The following is a 21656-nucleotide window of genomic DNA, read 5'->3' on the forward strand; positions in this document are numbered from 1 at the left end:
AGACGGCCTGGGCCCCAGCCCTCTCGAGGGCAGGGGCCCAGGCCGGGCAATCACCGAGCCGGGGCGGCACTTCGAAGGCCGCCCGAACCCATCACGACAGGAGACAGACAAGCATGAACCCGATGTTCCAACGCCGCGCCTTGTTGCGCACCGCATCCCTTCTGGGCAGCACGGCTGCCCTGGGCCCGCTGGCTGGGCTGGGCCAGGCCTGGGCGCAAAGCGCCTGGCCGGCCAAGCCCGTCAACATGGTGGTGCCGTTTCCGGCCGGCGGGGGCACCGACGCCTTCGCCCGGCCGCTGTCGGCCGCGTTCTCCAAGCAGACGGGCAAGCAGCTCATCGTGGACAACCGCGGCGGCGCCGGGGGCACGCTGGGGGCGGGCATCGCGGCCCGGGCCGCACCCGATGGCTACAACCTGTTCATGGGGGGCGTGCACCACGCGATCGCGCCCTCGGTCTACCCCAAGCTCGATTACGACCTCGAAAAAGACTTCATCCCCCTGGCCATGCTGGCCAACGTGCCGCAGGTGCTGGTGGTCAACCCCAAGAAGGTGCCGGGCGATTTCAAGGCCTTCCTGGCCGCGGTGCGGGCGGCGCCGGGGCAATTCAACTTCGGCTCGGCGGGCGGCGGCACCTCGCACCACCTGGCCGGTGAGCTGTTCAAGCTCCAGACCCGCACCTTCATCACCCACATCCCCTACCGGGGGGCCGGTCCGGCCCTGCAGGACCTGATGGCCGGCAACGTCGACATGGTGTTCGATGGCCTGGGCTCATCGGCTACGCACATCAAGGGCGGGCGCATCAAGGCCTTGATGGTGTCGGGCGCCAAGCGCAACCCGGCCTTCCCCGACGTGCCCTGCGCGGCCGAACTGGGCCTGCCCGACTACACCGTCACCACCTGGTATGGCCTGTGGGCGCCCAAGGGCACCCCGGCCGATCTGCAGGCCCAGATCGTCGAGCAGGTGCGCGTGTTGGGGCAGTCTGAAGAAATCAAGGCCGCCTGGGCCCAAAATGGCGCCGAATTCACGGCCAGCACCCCGCAGCAATTCGGGGCTTTCGTGAACGGCGAAATCAAACGCTGGGCGGCGGTGGTCAAGGCCTCCGGCGCCAAGCTCGATTGACAACACAATCCCATCCAGAAAGGTCAATGCATGTCAGCACAGGTACGGGTCGAGCCGGGCTTTGAGGGAGAGGCCCTGCCCGGGGTGGTGCAGGTGATGCTGTCCAACCCGGGCAAGCTCAACGCCATGTCACGCCCCATGTGGCATCAGCTGCGCCAGGCCTTTGTTGACCTGCAGGCGCGCGATGACGTGCGCTGCATTGTGCTGCGCGGCGAGGGCGGGCATTTCTGCGCCGGTGGTGACATTTCCGAGTACCCCGACTTCCGCTTCGACGAGGCGGCCCTGCGGCACTTCCATGAGGTGGAGGTGTGGGGCGGCCTGTCGGCCATGCTGGCCTGCGATGTGCCGCTGATTGCCTGCATCGAGGGCGCCTGCATGGGCGCCGGGGTGGAGCTGGCCAGCACCTGCGACCTGCGGCTGGCCGGGCAGTCGGCCCGTTTTGGCGCGCCGATCGCCCGCCTGGGCTTCCCCATGGCCCCGCGCGAGGTGGCCTTGGTGCGGGCAGCGGCGGGGGAACTCTCGGTGCGCCAGATGCTGCTGGAGGCCGCCACGCTCGATGCCCCCACGCTGCTGGCGCGGGGCTTTCTGACCCGGCTGCTGCCCGACGATCAGGTGGGCTCTGACGCCCGCCACAGCGCGGCCCGCATCGCCACCCTGGCGCCCCAGGCCGCCCGACTCAACAAACAAACCTTGCGCGCGCTGGTCTCGGCCCTGCCCGAGACCCTGCTGGACCAGGCCTACGCCTATGCCGACAGCGCCGAGCACCGCGAGGGCATTGCCGCCTTCCTGGCCAAACGCACGCCCGCCTTCTGAGGCCTGCCGGCCCACTTTCCCATCCCTCATCTCTTTCTCTCTTGCTTTCATCATGACGACGAACCAGAACCTGTTTGCAGCCCTGCGGGCGCAGTTTCCCGCTGATCTGGACGCCACGGCGGTGGAGACCGACAACGGCCTTTTCTACACCTGGCGCGACCTGGACCACGCCACGGCCCGCATGGCCAACCTGCTGGCTTCGCTGAAGCTGCCGGCTGGCGCGCGGGTGGCGGTGCAGGTCGAGAAATCGGTCGAGGCCATGGTGCTGTACCTGGCCACGCTGCGCGCGGGCTATGTGTTTCTGCCGCTGAACACGGCCTACCAGAGCGCCGAGATCGAGTACTTCATCGGCAATGCCGAGCCCGCAGTGGTGGTGTGCAGCGCTGCCAACTTCGGCTGGGTCAGCAAGATCGCCTTCAAGGCCGGCACGGCGCACGTCTTCACCCTCAACGACGACCGCACCGGCTCGCTGCTGGAGCGGGCGGCTCATTTTGGGGACCAGCATGAGGTGGCGCCTTGTGCGGCCGACGACCTGGCCGCCATCCTCTACACCAGCGGTACCACCGGGCGCAGCAAGGGGGCCATGCTGAGCCACGGCAACATGCTGAGCAACGCCGTGATGCTCAAGGACTACTGGGGCTGGCAGCCCGGTGATGTGCTGATCCATGCGCTGCCCATCTTCCACGTGCACGGCCTGTTTGTGGCCATCCACGGCGCGCTCATCAACGGCAGCAAGATGATCTGGCTGGCCAAGTTCGACCCCAAGCTGGTGATCCGCAAGATGCCCGAGGCCACGGTGTTCATGGGTGTGCCCACGCTGTATGTGCGCCTGCTGGCCGACCCCGGCCTCACGCGTGAGGCGGCGTCACACATGCGCCTGTTCATCGCCGGCTCGGCCCCCTTGCTGATCGAAACCTTCAAGGAGTGGCAGGACCGCACCGGCCACACCATCCTGGAGCGCTACGGCATGAGCGAGACCATCATGCTGACCTCCAACCCCTACGTGGCCGACGCGCGCCATGGCGGCCAGGCCGAGCGCCGTGGCGGCACCGTGGGCTTCCCCCTGCCCGGGGTGTCGCTGCGCGTGCAGTCGGACGAGGGGGCTGCCTTGCCCGTGGGCGAGATCGGGGGCATCCAGGTCAAGGGGCCCAACGTGTTCAAGGGCTACTGGCGCATGCCCGAAAAGACGGCCGAAGAGTTCACCGCCGACGGCTACTTCAAGACCGGCGACGTGGGCAAGGTGGATGAGCGTGGCTACGTCACCATCGTGGGCCGCGCCAAGGACCTGATCATCAGCGGCGGCTACAACGTCTACCCGGCCGAGATCGAGAGCTACATCAACGAGATGCCCGGCGTGGCCGAGAGCGCCCTGGTGGGCGTGCCCCACCCCGACTTTGGCGAGGTGGGCGTGGCTGTGGTGATTGCCAAGCCCAGCGCCACGGTCGAGGCGGCCCAGGTGATTGCCACGCTGAAGGGCCAGCTGGCCAACTTCAAGATCCCCAAGCAGTGCTATGTGGTGGCCGAACTGCCGCGCAACACCATGGGCAAGGTGCAGAAGAACCTGCTGCGCGACCAGTACAAGACCTTGTTCGCCTGATGGGGGGCTGCCCCGGTCAACCCACGATCCCACGACCCCACTGAAGGAGAATTTTCATGAGGCTTTTCTCGAAGGGGCTGCGGCCCTGCCTGGCCCTGCTGGGGGTTCTGTGGTGGGCCACGGCGGCCCAGGCGGTGGGCCCCATGCCCGATCCCAAGACCCTGCCGTCGCGGGTGGAGCTTCATGCGCTGCCCAGCCTCACCCTCAGCGATGCCGACTTTCTGACTGGCAACGCTTCAGCAGGCCAGCCCGTCACGGTGGGGGCCGAGTTGCGCCTGGCCGATGTGCCGGGCCGCCAGCCCGCCGTGGTGCTGGTGCATGGTTCCAGCGGCATGGGGGCCAACGGCGAGCTGTGGGCACGTGACCTGAACGCCATGGGCATGGCCACCCTGGCCATCGATGGGTTCACCGGTCGCGGCATCACCACCACCGGGGCCAATCAGGCCCAGTTGGGTCGCCTCAACCTGTCGCTGGATGCCTACCGGGCGCTGGAGTTGCTCGCCAGGCACCCGCGCATCGATCCGCAGCGGGTGGTGTTGATGGGCTTCTCGCGCGGCGGCCAGGCCACGCTGTTTGCCAGCCTGAAGCGCTTTCATGAGGCCTGGAACCGCAGCGGCATCCGCTATGCCGCCTACATCCCGTTCTACCCCGACTGCATGACCCAATACCAGGGCGACACTCAGCTCGATGCCCCGGTGCGCATCCACCACGGCCTGGCCGATGACTACAACCCCGCGGCGCCCTGTCGGGCGTATGTCGAGCGCTTGCAGAAGGCGGGGCAGGACGTGCAGATCAGCCTGTACGAAGGGGCTCACCACGGCTTTGATTCGCCGCTGGCCCCGCAGCCGGCGGTTCAGGCCAAGGGCTCGCAGACGGTGCGGGCCTGCAGCATCCGCGAAGAGGCTCCGGGGCGCTTGGTCAACCAGGCCACCGGTCAGGTGTTCAGCTACCAGGATGCCTGCGTGCAGCGCGACCCCTACGTCGGGCACGACCCGGCGGCGACCGAGCAGGCCCGGGCCTCGGTGGCCCAGACCCTGCAGGCCTTGTTCAAATTGCCGGCACCATGAGAAACGGGCTCCGAGGAGCCCGTTTTTCTTGCAGCGCCTGCAGCCGCGTCAGATGTGCAGCATCGCGGCGGCTCCGATGGCCACGCCGACACCGGCCACGCCGAACATGCCGTATTGCAGCCAGCGCTTCTTGGTCAGCAGGGCAATCGCCGCCAGCGCGATGGCCACCTGCAGTGCGGTGGTCGACTGGGCCCAGCGGTGGTGCAGGTGCATCTGCTCGTCGGATTGTTCGTCCCACTGCTTGGCGTCGGCCTCGAGCTTGTCGGCCACCACCTTGATTTCGTTCTTCTCTTTGTCGTAACGCTCCACCTTGGCCTGGTAGGTGGCCTTCTTGTCCTCGGGCGCCAGGTCGCGGGCCAACTCGGCCAGTGACTGCTTGGTGCTCTTGGACTGGAAGTAATTCCACTGGTTGGAGGCTTCGGTCTTCTTGATGGCCGCGTTGTTCTTGTACAGCCCGGCGTTGGCCTGGGTGGCGCCGCCCATGTAGGAGAAGATGGCGCCCACCGTCGCGATGATGGCCGTGAACATCGCGATCTGGTTGGTCATGCTGTCGCCACCATGCTGGGCTGCGTGCTCCAGCTCATGGTCGTGCGGGCCGTGGACGTGGAATCCGTGTCCGGACATATCAAGCTCCTCGTTCTTGTGTGTAGGTGACAAAACTGAATGTCAGGCCGGTCGATGACTGCTGTGTGTCGCGCGCCACCTCGGTCCAGCCTGGGCCGAATTGTGGCGCAAAGGCGTCGCCCTCAAAGTCTTGCGCGATCTCGGTCACCACGGCCCGGTCGGCCAGTGGCAGGGCCTGGGCGTACACCTCGGCCCCGCCGATGACCCACACCTCCTGCTCGGGAGGCAGCAGGGCCAGAGCCTCGGCCAGTGAGCCGGCGCGGCTGGCGCCTTCGGCCGCCCAGGCCGGATCGCGGGTCAGCACGATGTTCTGTCGCCCGGGCAGGGGGCGAAAGCGCGGCGGCAGCGAATCCCAGGTGCGCCGGCCCATGATGACGGGGCAGCCCAGGGTGTGGCGCTTGAAGTGGGCCAGGTCCTCGGGCAGGTGCCAGGGCAGGGCGTTGTCGCGGCCGATCACGCCATTGGCGGCCCGGGCAAAAATCAGGTTCAAAGGCATGGGCTGGGCTCTCAGACGGCGACCGGGGCCTTGATGGCGGGGTGGCACTGGTAGTCCACCACCTCGAAGTCTTCGTACTGGTAGTCGAAGAGGCTGTCGGGGCGGCGCAGGATGCGCAGCGTGGGGTAGGGGTAGGGCGCCCGGGCCAGCTGGGTCTCCACTTGCTCGTGGTGGTTGCTGTAGATGTGGCAATCGCCACCCGTCCAGATGAAGTCGCCCACGTCCAGATCGCATTGCTGGGCCACCATGTGGGTCAGCAGGGCGTAGCTGGCAATGTTGAAGGGCACGCCCAGGAAGATGTCGGCGCTGCGCTGGTACAGCTGGCAGGACAGGCGGGCGCGCTCACCCGGGGCCTGGGCGGGTGCCACATAGAACTGGAAGAAGGCATGGCAGGGCATCAGTGCCATCTTGTCCAGATCGGCCACGTTCCAGGCGCTCACGATGATGCGGCGCGAATCCGGGTTGCTCTTGAGGGTCTTGATCACCTCGGCGATCTGGTCGATGTGGCCGCCGTCGGGCGTGGGCCAGCTGCGCCACTGCACGCCGTACACCGGGCCCAGGTCGCCGTCTTCGCGGGCCCACTCGTCCCAGATCGTGACACCGCGCTCCTTGAGCCAGTGGTTGCTGCTGGAGCCGGTGAGGAACCACAGCAGCTCCTGGATGATGGAGCGCAGGTGCACCTTCTTGGTCGTGACCAGCGGAAAACCCTCGTTCAGGTCAAAGCGCATCTGGTAGCCGAACACGCTGGTGGTGCCCGTGCCCGTGCGGTCGCCCTTGGCCACACCTGTCGTATAGACGTGGCGCATGAAATCTTCGTACTGGGAACGAACGGGGCGTTGGGTCGGTTGGGGCGGTTGGGTCATGGGGCAGGCGCGCAGGTCTGTGGGTGACCGGCGATTTTAGGGGGTTCGCCGGCTGCCGGTGCATTTGGGTAGGGCCTCCACCTTCCGTCTGGATTGCCTAGCTGATCGGCAAGATGGAGCCGCTGGGCCCTCACAGAATGGCCAATCCCCGTACCGTCTGTTCGGGCAACGCCGGTGCGGGCACTCTGGCGGGGCCCGCCACCCCCGCTTTTTGATGATGGGAGAACCAACCATGTTTTTGCACTTGTTGTCTTTGCGCCCGGCCTTGGGCGCTGTTCTGTTGCTGGCCAGTGCCTTGGGCCCGGCCGCGCCGGCGCAAGCTAATGGGCAAGCTGGTGGGCAAGCTGGTGGGCAAGCTGGTGGGGCATCGGATGAGCCCGGCGCTTTGATGGCCCAGGCCTTTGACTACGCCTACCCGTTGGTCGCCATGGGCCGCCTGCGGGCGGCGTCGCTGGGGGCCGGGACCGACGCCTCACCCAGCCCTGCATGGCAGCACCGCCGCGAGCTGGCCGACCCGGCGCGCCGGGAGGTCACCACCCCCAATGTCGACACCTTGTATTCGCTGCTCTGGCTGGACCTGCGCCAGGGCCCCGTGGAGCTGTCGCTGCCCGACATGGCCGGGCGATACCACTCGCTGGCTTTCATCGACATGGTGGGCAACAACTTCGCCATGCTGGGGCGGCGCCTGAACGGCACCCGGTCCAGCCGCCATGTGCTGGTTGGCCCGGATTGGCCGGGGCCCATGCCCAAGGCGGCCCGCGTGATCCGGGCGCCGTCCAACGATGTGCTGGTGCTGGCACGCATTCTGGTGGATGGGCCGCAGGATCTGCCAGCGGTGCACGCCCTGCAGGACCAATTGGTCGCCCAGCCCCTGGCCGCGGCCCCCCGGCCCCCGGTATGGGATGCCGCGCCCCCCCTGGGCCCGACCCCCCAGGCCTTTGTGGACCTGGCCAACCGCATGCTGGAGCGCAACCCGCCACCGGCCTACGAGCAGGCTTTGCTCGGCCGCCTGGCGGCCGTGGGCCTGTGCGGTGCCGCATGCGCCTGGGATCGTCTGTCGCCCGCCCTGCAGGCGCAGTGGACGCAGTCTTTGCCCACCTTGCTGGCAGGCCTCAAGACCGCAGCCTTCTCCGCGGGCCGCACGGTCAATGGCTGGCGATACGGTCAAGCCAACCTGGGCCAGTTCGGCACCGATTACCGCTACCGGGCCAGCACCGCGCTGAGCGGCCTGCTGGCCCTGGAGCCGGTCGAGTCGGTCTACCCCAGCACCGGGGTGGATGCCCAGGGCCTGGCCCTGAGCGGCGCGCACCGCTACCGGCTGCGCCTGCCGGCCGGGGGCTTGCCGGTGAATGCCTTCTGGTCGCTGTCCATGTACGAGGTCGAGCCTGATGGGCGGCTGTTCTTCAGCGCCAACGCCTTGCGGCGCTACGCCATCGGCGACCGCACGCCGGGCCTGCAGGTGGCGGCCGATGGGGCGGTCGATTTGACCATCCAGCACGAAGCGCCTGCGACACCCGAGCAGGCCCGCAACTGGCTGCCGGCGCCCCAGGGGGCCTTCCGCCTGGTGTTGCGCGCCTACGAGCCCAGGGCGGCCTTGCTTGACGGGCAGATCACCCTGCCTGCGGTTGAGCGGCTGGACTGAGTGGGGCGCAGTGGATCAGCCCTCTGAGCCCTTTGACCCCTCTGAGCTCTGAGCTGCGACATCCATTTCCTTGAACACCTCTTTGGCGGTGCGGAAGCTGTCAATGGTGGCAGGGGCGCCGCAGTAGATGGCGGTCTGCAGGAACACCTCCTGGATTTCCTCGCGGCTCACGCCGTTGGTGAGGGCGCCGCGCAGGAGCCCTTCGTGCGGAGACCGGTGGCGATACATGCGCCATGACCCGTGGCCGTGCTGAACGAGAAGGGCGTGAAGGACATGAAGGACTTTGGGCGCCCGTGGACAAAGAACGTCCGCGTCTCTGCACTTTCCCGAAGGGGGTGCACCGACCGCCCTTAGTCCCTCCCAAGGCGCGCAGTCAAGTGAAGGCTGTCACTTGTTTTGGGGGCATACGGCAAAAATGCTTCTCGATAAAGTCGTGTCCATTCAATCCGACATCGTTCCTGGAAGAAGCCCGCTCGGGGGCTTCGACCGGTGCCCTGGTGACTGTTGGAACTTTTCCTCGCAGCGGCCCCGAAGTGCGCCCCCTTCATTCGCTTCAAGCGGACATTCATGCAACCTCATGACCCACCTTCTCGTCGGCGTTTGATTTTGCAACTCGCGGCTTTGGCTGCGACAGTGCCGTGGGCAGGAGGGCCGGTCAACGCAGCGCCTGGCTCGTCGTTTCCAAGGCGGCGCATGCAAGCCTTGGCCTCGGTCTGCACAGAGTTGACCGGCATTTCCAATGAGAGTGAAGCATTGACCCAGCAGTATTTGACGGTGCTGCTCAAAAGCCTAGGCAAGGCCCAATGGAACGCCTTGCTGAGTCTTGCCAATGCCTCGCCCAAGAACCAGCGCATGGCCTCGTTGCAGGCTCCATTGCGTGATGTCGTGGAGTTTGCGTTGCAGTTGTGGGTCAGTGGCATGGCAGGCTCCACTGAAGTCGTCACCTATGTCGGTGCGCCCATCTGGTCCGTGCTGACATTCACCAAGCCCCCCGGGATCTGTGGCGGCGCCTTCGGTTATTGGTCTGAGCGACCGATCTGATGGCGCACCTTTTCTCCCGCATTGCGCCCCTTTTCCCATTTGAAGAAACGCCACCATGAACAAGTCTCTGGAGAAAGATCTGACGGCTGACGTCGTCGTCGTGGGGGCGGGTGCTGTGGGCAGCATGATGGCCTGGCAACTCGCACAGAAGGGCGTCAAGGTGTTGTTGATTGACGCCGGGCCTCGCATTGAGCGTGCCAACGCGATACAACACTTTTTCGCATCCGCTGAAAAGGGCCCGAACTCACCCTACCCCAGTCAGCCGTACGCGCCGCACCCCATGCATCCGCAAGACCATCTGGTGCAGGCAGGCCCCGCCGTCTTTGGCGGCAGTTACCTGCGCGGCGTCGGTGGAACGACCTGGCATTGGACGGGGTTTTCTGCTCGCTTCAGGCCCAATGACTTCCGGACGAAGTCTTTGTTTGGCGTTGGCGTGGATTGGCCAGTCGGGTACGCGGATCTGCAAGAGCTTTACCTTTTTGTGGAGAAGCAGTGGGGCACTGCCGGCGATAGCGCGTTCGACCAGGGAGGTCCTCGCGGTGGAGCACCGTTTCCCCTGCCGAAGGTGCCGATGACCTACGCAGACACGCTGATCCGCGACGCCCTGGCCCCCCTGGGGTACACCGTTGCGCCGTTTGCCCATGCGCGCAATTCCGAAGTCTTCGATGGGCGCCCAGCGTGTTGCGGCAGTTCCAGCTGCGCCCCCATCTGCCCGATCGGCGCAAAGTACGACGCCAGCGTGCATGTCGCCAAAGCAGAAGCCGCTGGTGTGCGGGTGGTGTCGGAGGCGCTCGTCGAGCACATCGAAGTGGGACCGGATCAACTGGTGACCGGCCTGCGCGTGCGTGGATCGGATGGGCAGCGTGCTGTGGCAACGGGCCGTGCCTATGTGATTGCAGCCCATGCCATTGAGACGCCGAGTCTGTTGCTGCGTTCCGCTCAGGCCAATGCCCCGCAGGGGGTTGCCAACCGCAGCGATGCGGTTGGGCGCTATTTGATGGGCCAGGTGGACCTGGACACGCGCGCCCTGACCCGCGAGCCGATCTACACCTACCGTGCCCCCACGACCACGGCGGGGGTGCTGGAACTTCGCGACGGTCCAACGCGCAGCGAGCATGGCGCGATCGGCACCTCCTTCCTCAATCGCGGATGGCGGACCGCGCTGGGTCCCATGCAGCGTTCTGCCCATTTGATCAGGGCCGGGTTGCGTGGGACCGATCTGGCCCGTCGATTGAGCGATGAATGTGCACGGGAACTCGCCATCAACACTTCCGTGGAAACCTTGCCTTCCGCAAGCAACCGGGTGGTGCCCGACGCCGAACTGCGTGATGCCAGCGGTATGCCGCGACCGCGTATCCAGTTCACCATTGAAGACTACACCTTGCGTGGCATCGAGAAGGCCAGGGAGCGCCATGCGGCGATCACGAAAGCACTGGCTTGCACGGACATCGAGACCGACACTCCTTCCGTGGCCTCCGCGATCATCGCCGGCACGGCACGAATGGGTACTGACGTGCTCACTTCGGTTGTGGATCCATTCTGCCGAAGCCACGATCACGCCAATCTTTTCATTGTGGGCACTGCCAATTTTCCCACCATGCCCATCAATGCACCCACCCTCACGGCGGTGGCCTTGGGTCTTCGGGCGTTGCCCTCCCTCCAGGCCGATTTGACCGCGGGACGTTTCCCTCTGTCTGCCTGATATTCACACGAAAGCTCCTATGCTGCGACGCCATTGGTTGAGAACGACTGCGCTGATGTCCTTTGCTGCGACACTGCCGGTCAAGGCGCGAGAGGCTTTGCGCAAGCCCGGCGATGCGGTGATCGGTGGATCTGGCAGGTATCAGCGCATCGTCCGAAGCATTCGCGACACTTTCCCGTCCCCTGTTCGATCTCAGGCGGCAGACAGCCGACTGTCGCGCCTCATGGCATTTGCGATGTCGGAGTACGAAAGGCGCAAGTCCCACCGGACCTATCTGGGCACCCGTGGTGCGCTTGACTATGCCGGCGCGCGGCGTGAACGCATCGGCGAATCACTGGGCGATGCTCGGAGCACGATCCGGGAGACCGCACGCTATCTGGAAGGTCAGTACACCTGGAGCCATCCCAACGTGCACCGGCTTCACGGATCGGCCACCTCCGTGTCGATCATTGGCCAGTTGTTCGGCTCGATCATCGACCCCAACACGGTCTGGGACGACCTGTCGCACAAGGCGGCCGAAGCCGAAGTGCGGGTATCCGCCATGTGTGCGGCGCTGGTTGGGTACGAAGCAGACAAGGCGCTCGGTTTGTTCACCTTTGGGGGAACTGGGACCACCCTTTACGGCATCAAGGTAGGGGCCGAAATCGCGCAGCCGGGCTTGTTCAACGAGGGGCTGCGACAACCCTTGCGGGTGTTTGGCTCGGACCTGGCGCACTACGCGAAACTCAGCGCTTCCGCCTGGCTGGGGCTCGGCGCTCAAGCCGCAGTGTCCGTGCCCACCGGGGATGACAACTCGATGGATGTGGTCGCGCTGGAGAAGGCCTTGCGCCAGAGCATCGAAAAGGGCGAACGGGTCGCCGCGATTGTCGTCACCATGGGGACGACGGATGCCTTCGGCATTGATGACATTGCTGCGGTACATGCCCTGCGCAAGCGGCTTGTTGAAGAGTACCGACTCGACTACACCCCGCACCTGCATGCCGACGCCGTCATCGGTTGGGCCTACGCGGTTTTCAATGACTATGACTTCGGTGCAAACCCGCTCGGTATTCCCAACGACGCCTGTTCGTCGCTCGAGGTGGTCCGGCAACGCATTCGGCATTTGCATCTGGCTGACTCTTTGGGCATCGATTTCCACAAGAGTGGCTACACGCCCTATGCGTCAAGCCTGTTCCTTGCGCGCGATGCCCAACTGCTCAATACCATTCGGCGCGACAAGGTGGCCATGCCGTATTTGTTCCAGTTCGGCGAATACGACCCAGGCATTTACACACTGGAGTGCTCGCGCTCCGGCGGGCCTGTCCTGGCAGCGCTGGCGAACTTGCTGATGCTTGGCAAAGACGGCTACCGAGGCTTGCTCGGTCATTGCATCGAGATGTCGAATCTCTTGCGCCAGAAGGCACGCACACTGCCCTGGTTGACGGTGCTCAACACCGGGAACCACGGTGCAGTGGTCGTGGTCCGTGTCTACCCGGATGGCGTGGATGCCGACAAGAGTTACCTGTCGGAAAAGGAAGGCGTCGCCAACCGCGATGCGCTGGCTCGTTACAACGACTTCAACAAGGCGGTCTACCTGGCAACCCGGGGTGCAGCAGAAGCCGGTGAAAGCTCTGTGTTCGTGCAAACCAGCCGTTACCGAAATACCGTCTACGGAGAGCCCATCGTCGGGATCAAGGTCTTCACTTTGTCTGCTTTCACCGACTCTGCCTCCGTAGATGCCGCCATCGCGGCACTGCAGGCAGCCCGCAAGAAGGCGGCGAGCGGACTGAAATTCGCCTGATGACTTTCCATTTTTCACAGAGGTTCCCCATGGCCCTGTCTTCACTCTGCACCCGCATGAATTTCATGGCACGGCGTTTCGCCATGATCGCGGGCCTGGTTCTGCCACTGGCCTTGCTCGGGTCGCCTGTGCATGGCCTCGAGCCTGCCAAGGCTCCGCTTGAGATTCCGGCCCAACTGTTCGCTTTGACCCACCCGATCGGGCAGCAGCGCCTCATCGAAAGCAGCTATCGCCAAGCGTACTGGCCGCTCGCGGCCTATTTTGAAACCCAGCGCAATCAGGCTTACTGCTCAGTGGCGACTTCTGTGGTGGCCTTGAATGCCCTGGGCGTAGCTCGCCCAATGACGGGCCTGTATCCGGACTACCGCTTTTTTACCCAGCAGGACTTTTTTGAGGGGGTGGATCCGCGCATCGCCCAGCCCGAGGTGGTGGCCAAGGAAGGCATGACGCTGGCCCAGCTTGGACAGGTTCTTGCCTCCCAGCCCGTGCGGGCTGAGGTCATCTTTGCCGATACGCTCGATCTCAGCCAGTTGCGCCTGCTGCTGATGAGGCACTTGCGGGAGCAGGACCGTTTTGTACTGTTCAACTTCAATCGTCGCATTCTCGGCGAGGCTGGCGGTGGGCACTGGTCACCCCTGGCGGCCTATCATGAAGCGAGCGATTCGGCTCTGTTGATGGATGTAGCCCGTTACAAATATCCGCCCGTGTGGGTGCCCTTGGTGGAGCTGCTGCAAAGTGCACAAGACCATGACAGCGTGAGCGGCAAGGCTCGCGGCATGATCGTGCTCAGTGGGCGTTAGAACTCAATGGCCTTCATACGAGATATTGCAGCGGGCCGAGACCACAGCCTGGTGCTGGGTGTCAACGGGCGTCTGCTGGCCTGGGGCGGCGACGGCACAGGGCGATTCCCGCCTCCCGCCAACGTGTGTTCCGTGCCCATGCCGGCGTCGTCTGCGATCGTGGTTCGCACCCCGTCGCCCCTTCAGCAGGTCAGTGCCAGTGGCGGGACCAGCTTGGGCCTGGACGAGCGCGGATTGCCCTACCTTTGGGGCGCGAACCGGGCTGGCATTGGCGGGCGTCTGGCGCACATCCTGCACGAAAGCCCGCAGGCGCTGAAAGGCCTGCCTCCGATTGCGCGGCTGCACAGCAGCGAGTTCCTTTCACTTGCGTTGACGCGTGATGGACGCCTGTTTGCCTGGGGGCTGGTCAAGCATGCGACGCAGGTGAGCAACGACCAACCTTCCATGGTCCGCGGATTGCCCACGCTGGCGCAATGCGCGGTGGGCGGCTCGCATGTGCTGGCGATCGATCAATCCTGCGGGCTTTGGGGCTGGGGCGCGAACGCGGCGGGCCAACTTGCGCAGGCCCATCTCCAGGACGAGGACAGTCCGGTGCGCATCCGGGGAGTTGGCCGTGCGCAGGCGGCGGCGGCGGGCCCCAGCCACAGTCTGGCGATCGATGCCGATGGGAAGGTGTGGGCATGGGGGAGCAATCAGCATGGCCAACTGGGTTGTCGCGAGGCCGCTTACAGCGACATACCGTTGTGCGTCCGGCTGCCTGAGAGGGTCGCGAAGATCGCGGCCGGCATGTACGTGTCCTATGGCCTGGGCGTATCGGGGCGGCTCTATGCCTGGGGTTGGAATGCACGGGGCCAACTTGGGCAGGGTGATGTGCTGCCCCATCAGGGCATCTTGACGGTCGCGCTGCCTCGTCGCATACGGCAAGTGGTCTCCGGACAGGGGCATGTATTGGCCTCCGACGGTGAACAGGTCTGGGCCTGGGGTGATAACACCAGCGGCCAGCTTGGCCGCGAGGGGGGGCATAGCGGCATCCCGAAGCCTCTGCCCGCGGTCGGCCCAGCATTTCCCCTCCCCACCTAACCCACTGAACTCACCCATGACTCACCCACCTTCCCGCCGAAATTTCCTGAACGTCAGTTGGCAACTCGGTGTCGGGGTCATGGTTTCCCCCGTGCTGGCCGCCTGCGGTGGGGGCCAGACGACGCAGGAAACCTTCGTTGAGCCGCCAAGAATCAAGGCAGCGGATGGTGTTCTCGACTACACCTTGCGCATGGCCTATGCCGATTTGCAGATCGACGGCAAATCAGTTCACTTGCGGACCTACAACGGCATGATTCCGGCCCCCACACTGCAAGTGCGGGCTGGGGATGTGTTGCGCCTGCGGGTCGAAAACGATCTGCCGCCGAATCCCGCCAGCGCCGAGCCTGTCGAGCACCTGCGCTATATGAACAGCGCGAATCTGCACACCCATGGCTTGCACGTCTCGCCAAAGATGGTGGGTCCTGGGGTGTTCGGAGATTACGTCGTGGATGGCCCAGCGTCTGCCGTCCAACCCGGTGCGGTGCGCCAGCACGAGTATTCGATCGTCAGCGATCACCCCATCGGAACCTCCTGGTACCACCCTCACTTGCACGGTTCGACTGCCATCCAGGTGGGCAGTGGCATGGCGGGGGCCATCCTGATCACGGGCGATCTGGACGATGTGCCAGAGATCGCCGCGGCACGTGACCGTGTCATGATTTTTCAGGCCCCTGTCTTCGACGCGGACGGCCGGCTCGAAAGCTTCTCGCAGGTGACAGCCCCTGATGCTGAGCCCCCTTTTCTCATCAACGGGGTACGCCGCCCGCGGTTGGTGCTGTCTCCTGGCGAGGTACAACGCTGGCGTCTGGTCAACGCCGGCATTGCCAACTACCTGAATCTGGCATTGGATGCTCACGACCTGCACCTGATCGCACTGGATTCCTGCCCACGGCGACAGGCGCAGGTCTACTCGGCGCAAGCCGATGCCGGTCTGGTACTGGCACCGGGCAATCGAGCAGATATTTTGATCAAGGCGGGGCCTCCTGGGCGCTACCTGCTGCGCACCAAACCCTATGACATGGGTTTTCCAAACCCCTTGGCGGGTGATGTCCTGGCCGAGTTGGTGGTCGAGGGTGCGTCCATGAACATGGCGCTGCCGACGGCGGATCTTCCCGTATCGCAGGTGCTTCGCCCCATCACGGACGATGAGCTGGCCGCACATGGAGGCCTGCGCCGCAAGGTCGTGCTGCGTTCGGTTTTCAATGAGAACGGTGATCCCTTGAGCGCAGCCCCAGCGGTTGACGCGCTTGACCATCCTGGAGATGAGTTGTCCCAATGGCAATACCAGACAGATGGCACCTTCTTCGCCGATACGGCGTTCACGGTGGGTGTTGGCGACGGCACGGCTTCGGCAACACCGGTCATGCCGCAGCGATTTGCGCCGTTTCAATCACACCGGGCGACCCGCCAGACCGTCGCGCTGGACAGCGTTGAAGAGTGGACCGTCTACAACATGAACGCGGTTCAGCACCCCTTTCACATCCATATCAACCCATTCCAGGTCGTCAAGATCGACGGTTTGCCGGTCGAGCCCTACTGGGCGGACACCATCGGATTGCCCAAGGGGGGCACGGCGCAGGTGCCCACATCCGTGACCTTCCGTACCCGCTTCTCCGATTTCACGGGCCTATTCGTCATGCATTGCCACATCCTGGCCCATGAGGACATGGGCATGATGCAGCTTGTGGAAGTGACGTGAAACATCCTGCCGAAGCGAATGACCGCGCGTCGCCGCTCGGGATCGAGCCCCCGTTTCCTCAGGGGGGGAGTTTCGCCATCGCTGCAGCCTGCATGTTGGCCGCTGTCGCTCTGCCGTTGTTGGGCTGGGCCACGGCCACGCAACTTGCCCCAGGGCTTGTGCTGGCGCTGCTGGCAGGCTTGTGGATGTTGTCGTCAACACCTTTTCTGCTTCCCCCTTTGCTGGCACTCTTGCTGCTCTGCTTGTTCGATGTTGTTCCTTCGGCAGACTTGATCAGGGCGGCCTCGGGCGACGCTGCGCTGTGGGCTTTGGCTTCATTGATCCTGTCGCAGGCGGCCAGACAAAGTGGGCTGCTGGGCACCTTGTTCGTCCATGCCGCCGGGCGAGCTGCGCCGGGCAGTGGGGGTCGTGCGATGGGGGCTGTGATCTGGTTGGCTCTGGCGCTGGCGCTGCTTCCGTCGCCGGCGCAGGCCGCCAGATGGAGCGAGAGTTTTCGTGCGGCCTCAGGGCTGTCCCTTCGAGCAGGCCGCGAACTGTCGGGAGCCGCACATCTGCTGGCGCGGCTCGCTTGGCTGCCTGCCCACCCAGCCAACCTGGTGGCAATAGGCCTATTGCCTTCGGGAGGCCTGGATCGTTTCGTCGCCCTGCACTGGCTGCTTCAGGTGTGGCCGTTGCTCGCCCTCGCCTTGGTGCATGGGGCGGCCGCCCAGTGGCTGTCAGCGCGACCCCCCCGACATCCGGAATCGGCTCACTTGATCTCTGCGCAGATCAAGGACAGGTTTGCCCTTCACGGCGTGGCAGGCATTGGCTTGGGGCTGGCTGTGATGACGGTGCTTCAGCCTTTCCATGGACAGGCCCCCGGACAGGTGGCGCTGTTGGGTCTGGTCATGTTGTTTGCGCTCCGATGGGTGCCCGCTGGCAGATTTCACCCGTCGATCGATTGGGAGGTGTTGATTGCAGTAGGGCTGTTGCCGGGCCTGATAGCAGCGCTGGGCTTCTTGCTGCCGGAAGCGGCGGTGTCTCTGCCACTGGCCGCCACAGCCTTGCCACTGTTGCTGGTTTTGCGGGCCCTGTTTCCTGCTCTGGCAGCGGTCAGCCTGGCCTTCGTCATTGTTGTTCCCTGGACGGGGCGTTTGAGCGCAGATCTGTTGACTACGGCGCTGCCGGTGTTGGTCTCGCTGCACATTGCCGAACTGGTTCTGGTGTGTCCTGGCGCCGGTGATCGTGGCGTCGGTTGGCAGGGCGTTCTCCAGGCGCTGAGGCGTCCCTGGACGTGGCTTTGGGTCGGGGCGTACTACCTCTGGCTTGGCTGGATCCCATGATGGGGGTCTTTCGCGGTCCAGTTGTGGGTGTGCTGGCGGGCGTCTCGTGCTGGCCGAGACGCTTGTTGCTGAGCGCTTTCGTCGTGCTGGCGAGCAGCCTGCTTTGGAAAGGGGCGCGTCGGCCGGCCGTGCTGGTGGTGCACAGTCAGAGCGAAGGGATTCCCTGGACCCAGGGTATTGATGCCGGGTTTGATGCGGTGTTTGGTGTCCGCAAGGAAGTCCGGTTGCAGCGCATTTACCTGAACGCCCATGACACTCAGCGGGTCGCCGACCAAGTCAACAGGGCGCACGGCTTCATTGCCCGCTGGCGCCCGGATGCGTTGATCACCGTGGATGACTTCGCACAACTCGCCGTCGGCACGCGCTACGTCGACCAGGTGTCGCCGCAGGTGGTTTACAGCGGTATTGAAGATGCTGGACGTTCCCTGGCGACCCGTGCTGCCTCCAACGTCAGCGGTATTGTGGAGCGCACGCCTTGGGCCGTGGTCGAGCGCACGCTGCTGAGGCTTGCCAGGCCGCCAGATGGCTCTGCGCGGCAGGCCAATTCAGGCCGACCGCTGCGCGTCGCCATGATCAACGATGGTGGCGCCGCGTCTGATGAGGAAGCGCGAGGCTTCGCTCTGCACCCCTGGGCGCACGCGGTACCAGTTGGGGTTTGGCGTTGTCAGACCCTCGCTGAGTGGCGCACGGCCCTCCATGAGATAGCACACCGGGCCGATCTGGTGGTGGTGGGTGATTACCGGGCGATACCGGTACCAGAGGGCACCAATGCGCCGATCTGGACGAAGCAGTTGGCGACGCAGGCTTTGGATGCGTTGCCGCAACCGATGGTGGCGCTCTCGTACTACGCGGTTCGAGATGGCATCCCGATGGGGGTGCTGCCTTCGCCGATGGAACAAGGCGCGGTCGCCGCACGCTATGCTTTGCGTGCTCTCTCGGGCTCATCGGCTGGTTCACCCTTGTTGCCGCAATATTCCGTCACATCGGAATTCGCGCTGGTGGTCAACCCTGAATCGATGGCGCAACGCCGACTGGCCATCGGTGCCGTCGACGCCTATTACGCGCGGCTTTCAAGCCGGATGCTGGGGAGTGGTGGGCGGTGAAAGGAACTCTGCAGGCACATCCCTTTTGGCGCAGTCTGGACCTCTCGACGCGTCAACTGCTCACCCTTGGCTTGCGACCGCTGCAATGGTCGGGGTCGCACGAACTGCAGCAGCTCAGCCAGGGCGAACTCGTGATTGGTTACTTTGCCCATGGGGGCGTGCTCACGGTGAATGCAAGCACCTTGCTGGCGCAGACAGCGCAGGCTTGCGTCATACCCGATGACGCGGGTCATGGGTGGAGGATTCCCAGTGACCTTCTGCAACCCTTGCTTGACGGCCAAGAGTCAAGCCAAAGCGAGCTGGCGCGAGCTTGTTCCGCACCTTTCGTGATACCAGAGGTGCCTGGACCCGCTCCAGGAGATGAACGCACAGACCCGTTCTCCGGGGCTTTCACGGTTGGCTGGCTCATGGCAATTGCCTTTGCGTTGTTGGCCTCTCTGGTGTGGGGCAACACGCCTGCGCTCAGTGCGTCTTCGGTTCAGCGGCTGCATTTCCTGGCGGCGCTGGCCTCGGGCTTGTGCATCTGGATTTTCAACCTTGCCCCACCCTTTGTTGGCGCCTTGTTGGCACTGCTGCTGATGGTGGCGGGCAGTGGCCTACCGCCTGAACTGGCGTTCTCAGGCCTGGCCAGTGGTAGCTTTTACCTGTTGCTGGGCATGCTGGGCGTCAGTGCGGCTGTCCAGCAGTGCGGGCTGGTGGCACGCCTGCTGTCGGCGGTGCTCAGGCATTTGCCCCGCGGAGCCAGGACTGTGCAGGTCAGTGTGTTGTTGATCGGGGTCCTCATGTCGGCATTCATTCCCAGTACCTCTGGGCGATTGCAGCTGATCACCCCCATGGTCAATGCCTTTGCCCGACCTGGCCACCGATCTGCGCTCGCGTTTGCGGGCTTGTCCGGTTGCACCTTGTTTTCGACCGCATTTCTGTTGGGCAATGCTGGCAACTTCATTGTGCTGGGTATTTTGCCGGCGCATTGGCAGCCCCACGTGAATGGGCTGATGTGGTTCCGGGGCGCTGCAGTCTACGTGGGGGTGCTTGGCGCCTTGTTGGCCGCGACGCTGTTGTTGCAGTCCTTGGATTCCGCGGGGGCCAGGTCGCAGACAGCGGTTCCTGATCACCCATTTTCTGCCGACGAAGGCATCGTCGCCCTGGCGCTTTGTTGTCTCACCTTGGGACTCGGTCTTGGCAATTTTCACCACATCGAGACCTCCTGGTTGACGCTGTTCGTGTTCTTGCTCCTGCTGGCCACCGGTGTGCTGTCCTCGTCCGGACTGCGCAGCGCCATTCATTGGCCCATTCTCATTTATCTGGTGTGCACGGTGGGGTTCGCTCGTGGGTTCGCATTCACTGGGCTGAATGAGTGGATTGGCGCCCATCTGGGGGTGCTTACATCGCTCATGCGCGGTGGTCAGACACAGTTTCTGTTGTGGCTCATCGCCATCGTATTGCTGATGCGGTTGTTGTTGCCTGCCGTGGTCTGTGTGACCACGATTTGCGCTGTGATGATGCCGTTGGCCGATTTGTTCGGCTTGAATCCCTGGGTCATTGGCTTCGTCGTGCTGACCGCCAGCGAGGTCTGGTTCTTCCCGCATCAAAGCACCGACTACCTGTTGTTTCGTGAGTCGACCGGGCTGGACTCTGGAGAGCGAACATGCTTGCTTCGCAACAACACCCTCATCCAAGCCTGCAGGGTACTGGCATTGGCCTTGTCGATTCCCTATTGGCAGCATTTGGGGTATGTGCAATGACGCGTCTGTGGCGAATGGCTTGGGTGGTCTGGTTCATGTTGCTGGCCGTTGCGGCAGTGTGGGTCAATGCCGGCAGCCGGCGCATCTTCATATTGCATGAGGGGCGCGCAGACCAAGTGACGTCACGCGCGTTTTTCAGCGGAGCCGATAGCGTTCTGCGGGGGCTTTCGCATCTGAAGGCCCGTCACCAGTACCTCGGTCTGGGTCTGGACGCCTGCCGACAAGCCCTGATACAGCTGACGTCATTTCACCCCGATGCCGTGATTGCAGAAGGCCCCCAGGCGCGTGAATGCGTTGGCGAATGGCACAACGAGCAGGCACAGCGCATTTTTGAACCTGCGACCGGTGCGGCCACGAACGGTAAAGAAGCCTTTGTTGCGGCCTGGGCGACCTTGCTGCGTGAGCTGGTGTCTGGCAGTGGGCCAGTCACTTTGCTGCATGGGGACGACCGTCACAGCCTGGCGGAGCGAGACCTCCTGGCGCAAGCGGTGGCCATGGCAGGATTTGAAGTGCGCTTTGTCGAATTCAAGACCTCTGCTGCGCCTGACTCTGCCTGGACCCTGCCAGATGCGCTTCTGAGCCAGACAGAAGGCGCGTTGGTGCTTGGCCGCATTGGGGGAGGGGGCGCAACCGAAAGCAGTGAAAAGGCCTGGCGCACCTTGTTTTCCAAACTCCACGAGGTGACCTCGGAGCCTATTTTGTCGACCCGGCTTGACAGTGTGTTTTGGGGGGCTGACATGGCCCTTGACGAGGCGCCGGAGCAGCGTGGCGAGCAGATGGCGTTGAGTGCATGGCGGGGCGGCCGTGAAGAAACGATTCCGCCTCTCGAAATGGCTGTGGCGTTGCGCAGTGCGTTTGCCGAGCGAGTGGCGACGACATTGCCGCAGGTCTATCTGGCCAGTGCACGGCTTTCCGGGCTTCTGGCAGCACCATGAACGGCGGCACCTTGATCACAAAGCGATGGGTGGCGGGTTCGCTTGTGAGCCAAGGCTTGCAGCCATCCGGTGACAGGGAATCGCAGTCAGGAGGCCCGTGGGCGCTTGATCGCGAGACATCTCACGCGTTGTCGCTGCTCAGGCCAGCGTTCCACGGATATCCCCGGCTTTCGGGGCGATACCCGACAGGCGGGTTGATAATCCCCCAGTTTCTGTGCAATAGGGGGGC

At 64.3% G+C, this 21656-nt stretch carries 18 protein-coding genes and 2 pseudogenes; 16 read left to right on the forward strand and 4 right to left on the reverse strand.

All coding sequences use genetic code 11. The annotated features are described in order from the left end of the window. Positions 1-122: 122 nt before the first annotated feature. Genes F624_RS0111870 through F624_RS0111885 form a run of 4 tightly spaced genes read left to right on the forward strand, consistent with a single transcriptional unit; the run spans position 123 to position 4595 of the window. A complete protein-coding gene (locus F624_RS0111870) occupies positions 123-1118 on the forward strand; it encodes a Bug family tripartite tricarboxylate transporter substrate binding protein (protein ID WP_019574526.1) in 996 nt (331 codons plus the stop codon). A gap of 30 nt (positions 1119-1148) precedes the next feature. Beyond that, complete coding sequence (locus F624_RS0111875; protein ID WP_019574527.1) at positions 1149-1931, forward strand: enoyl-CoA hydratase/isomerase family protein; 783 nt, start codon at positions 1149-1151, stop codon at positions 1929-1931. 52 nt (positions 1932-1983) lie between these two features. Beyond that, the gene (locus tag F624_RS0111880) at positions 1984-3528 is read left to right on the forward strand and encodes a malonate--CoA ligase (protein WP_019574528.1); all 1545 of its coding nucleotides are present in this window, start codon (positions 1984-1986) and stop codon (positions 3526-3528) included. A gap of 56 nt (positions 3529-3584) precedes the next feature. Further along, positions 3585-4595, forward strand: a complete 1011-nt coding sequence (locus F624_RS0111885) for a dienelactone hydrolase family protein (RefSeq protein WP_019574529.1) — start codon at positions 3585-3587, stop codon at positions 4593-4595. Positions 4596-4643: 48 nt separating this feature from the next. On the opposite strand, the gene F624_RS0111890 is transcribed toward F624_RS0111885, so the two are convergent. Genes F624_RS0111890 through F624_RS0111900 form a run of 3 tightly spaced genes read right to left on the reverse strand, consistent with a single transcriptional unit; the run spans position 4644 to position 6578 of the window. Further along, positions 4644-5219: a DUF4337 domain-containing protein gene (locus tag F624_RS0111890; protein WP_019574530.1), complete on the reverse strand. Its 576-nt coding sequence runs from the start codon at positions 5217-5219 to the stop codon at positions 4644-4646. A 1-nt stretch (position 5220) separates the two neighbouring features. Then, on the reverse strand, positions 5221-5715 hold the full coding sequence (locus tag F624_RS0111895; protein ID WP_019574531.1) for a dihydrofolate reductase: 495 nt from the start codon (positions 5713-5715) through the stop codon (positions 5221-5223). Positions 5716-5726: 11 nt separating this feature from the next. Beyond that, positions 5727-6578 carry a thymidylate synthase gene (locus F624_RS0111900; protein WP_031254795.1) on the reverse strand — a complete coding sequence of 284 codons (852 nt, stop codon included), beginning with the start codon at positions 6576-6578 and terminating at the stop codon, positions 5727-5729. A gap of 232 nt (positions 6579-6810) precedes the next feature. Between F624_RS0111900 and F624_RS36235 the strand changes: the two genes are divergently transcribed. Next, the gene (locus F624_RS36235) at positions 6811-8220 is read left to right on the forward strand and encodes a DUF1254 domain-containing protein (protein ID WP_019574533.1); all 1410 of its coding nucleotides are present in this window, start codon (positions 6811-6813) and stop codon (positions 8218-8220) included. Positions 8221-8235: 15 nt separating this feature from the next. Here F624_RS36235 and F624_RS0111910 read toward each other — a convergent pair. Further along, positions 8236-8430 (reverse strand): annotated as a pseudogene (locus F624_RS0111910) (carboxymuconolactone decarboxylase family protein); the annotation flags it as partial. Between the two features lie 357 nt (positions 8431-8787). Between F624_RS0111910 and F624_RS0111915 the strand changes: the two are divergent. The 11 genes and pseudogenes from F624_RS0111915 (at position 8788) to F624_RS0111960 (ending at position 21427) form a co-directional block, all read left to right on the forward strand. Beyond that, positions 8788-9261: a sugar dehydrogenase complex small subunit gene (locus tag F624_RS0111915; protein WP_084679491.1), complete on the forward strand. Its 474-nt coding sequence runs from the start codon at positions 8788-8790 to the stop codon at positions 9259-9261. 55 nt (positions 9262-9316) lie between these two features. After that, positions 9317-10963 (forward strand): FAD-dependent oxidoreductase, encoded by a 1647-nt coding sequence (locus F624_RS0111920; RefSeq protein WP_019574536.1) that lies wholly within the window; start codon positions 9317-9319, stop codon positions 10961-10963. 19 nt (positions 10964-10982) lie between these two features. Beyond that, positions 10983-12743, forward strand: coding sequence for a pyridoxal phosphate-dependent decarboxylase family protein (locus F624_RS0111925; protein ID WP_084679492.1), 1761 nt, complete (start codon positions 10983-10985; stop codon positions 12741-12743). Positions 12744-12772: 29 nt separating this feature from the next. Beyond that, on the forward strand, positions 12773-13543 hold the full coding sequence (locus tag F624_RS32470; RefSeq protein WP_019574538.1) for a phytochelatin synthase family protein: 771 nt from the start codon (positions 12773-12775) through the stop codon (positions 13541-13543). Between the two features lie 6 nt (positions 13544-13549). Then, positions 13550-13627: pseudogene (locus F624_RS36500) on the forward strand (RCC1-like domain-containing protein); the annotation flags it as partial. A gap of 129 nt (positions 13628-13756) precedes the next feature. Then, positions 13757-14623, forward strand: a complete 867-nt coding sequence (locus tag F624_RS0111935) for an RCC1 domain-containing protein (protein ID WP_245573614.1) — start codon at positions 13757-13759, stop codon at positions 14621-14623. A 16-nt stretch (positions 14624-14639) separates the two neighbouring features. Beyond that, positions 14640-16322 (forward strand): multicopper oxidase family protein, encoded by a 1683-nt coding sequence (locus tag F624_RS0111940; protein WP_169426583.1) that lies wholly within the window; start codon positions 14640-14642, stop codon positions 16320-16322. A gap of 92 nt (positions 16323-16414) precedes the next feature. Continuing rightward, on the forward strand, positions 16415-17644 hold the full coding sequence (locus F624_RS0111945) for a hypothetical protein (RefSeq protein ID WP_019574541.1): 1230 nt from the start codon (positions 16415-16417) through the stop codon (positions 17642-17644). A gap of 65 nt (positions 17645-17709) precedes the next feature. Then, entirely contained in the window at positions 17710-18747 is a 1038-nt protein-coding gene (locus F624_RS0111950; protein ID WP_157443432.1) for a hypothetical protein, read from the forward strand. 407 nt (positions 18748-19154) lie between these two features. Further along, the gene (locus F624_RS0111955) at positions 19155-20492 is read left to right on the forward strand and encodes an SLC13 family permease (protein WP_019574543.1); all 1338 of its coding nucleotides are present in this window, start codon (positions 19155-19157) and stop codon (positions 20490-20492) included. A 35-nt stretch (positions 20493-20527) separates the two neighbouring features. Next, positions 20528-21427 carry a hypothetical protein gene (locus F624_RS0111960; RefSeq protein WP_157443433.1) on the forward strand — a complete coding sequence of 300 codons (900 nt, stop codon included), beginning with the start codon at positions 20528-20530 and terminating at the stop codon, positions 21425-21427. Positions 21428-21656: the final 229 nt, after the last annotated feature.

The organism is Curvibacter lanceolatus ATCC 14669, from assembly GCF_000381265.1.
Lineage (GTDB): Bacteria > Pseudomonadota > Gammaproteobacteria > Burkholderiales > Burkholderiaceae_C > Curvibacter > Curvibacter lanceolatus.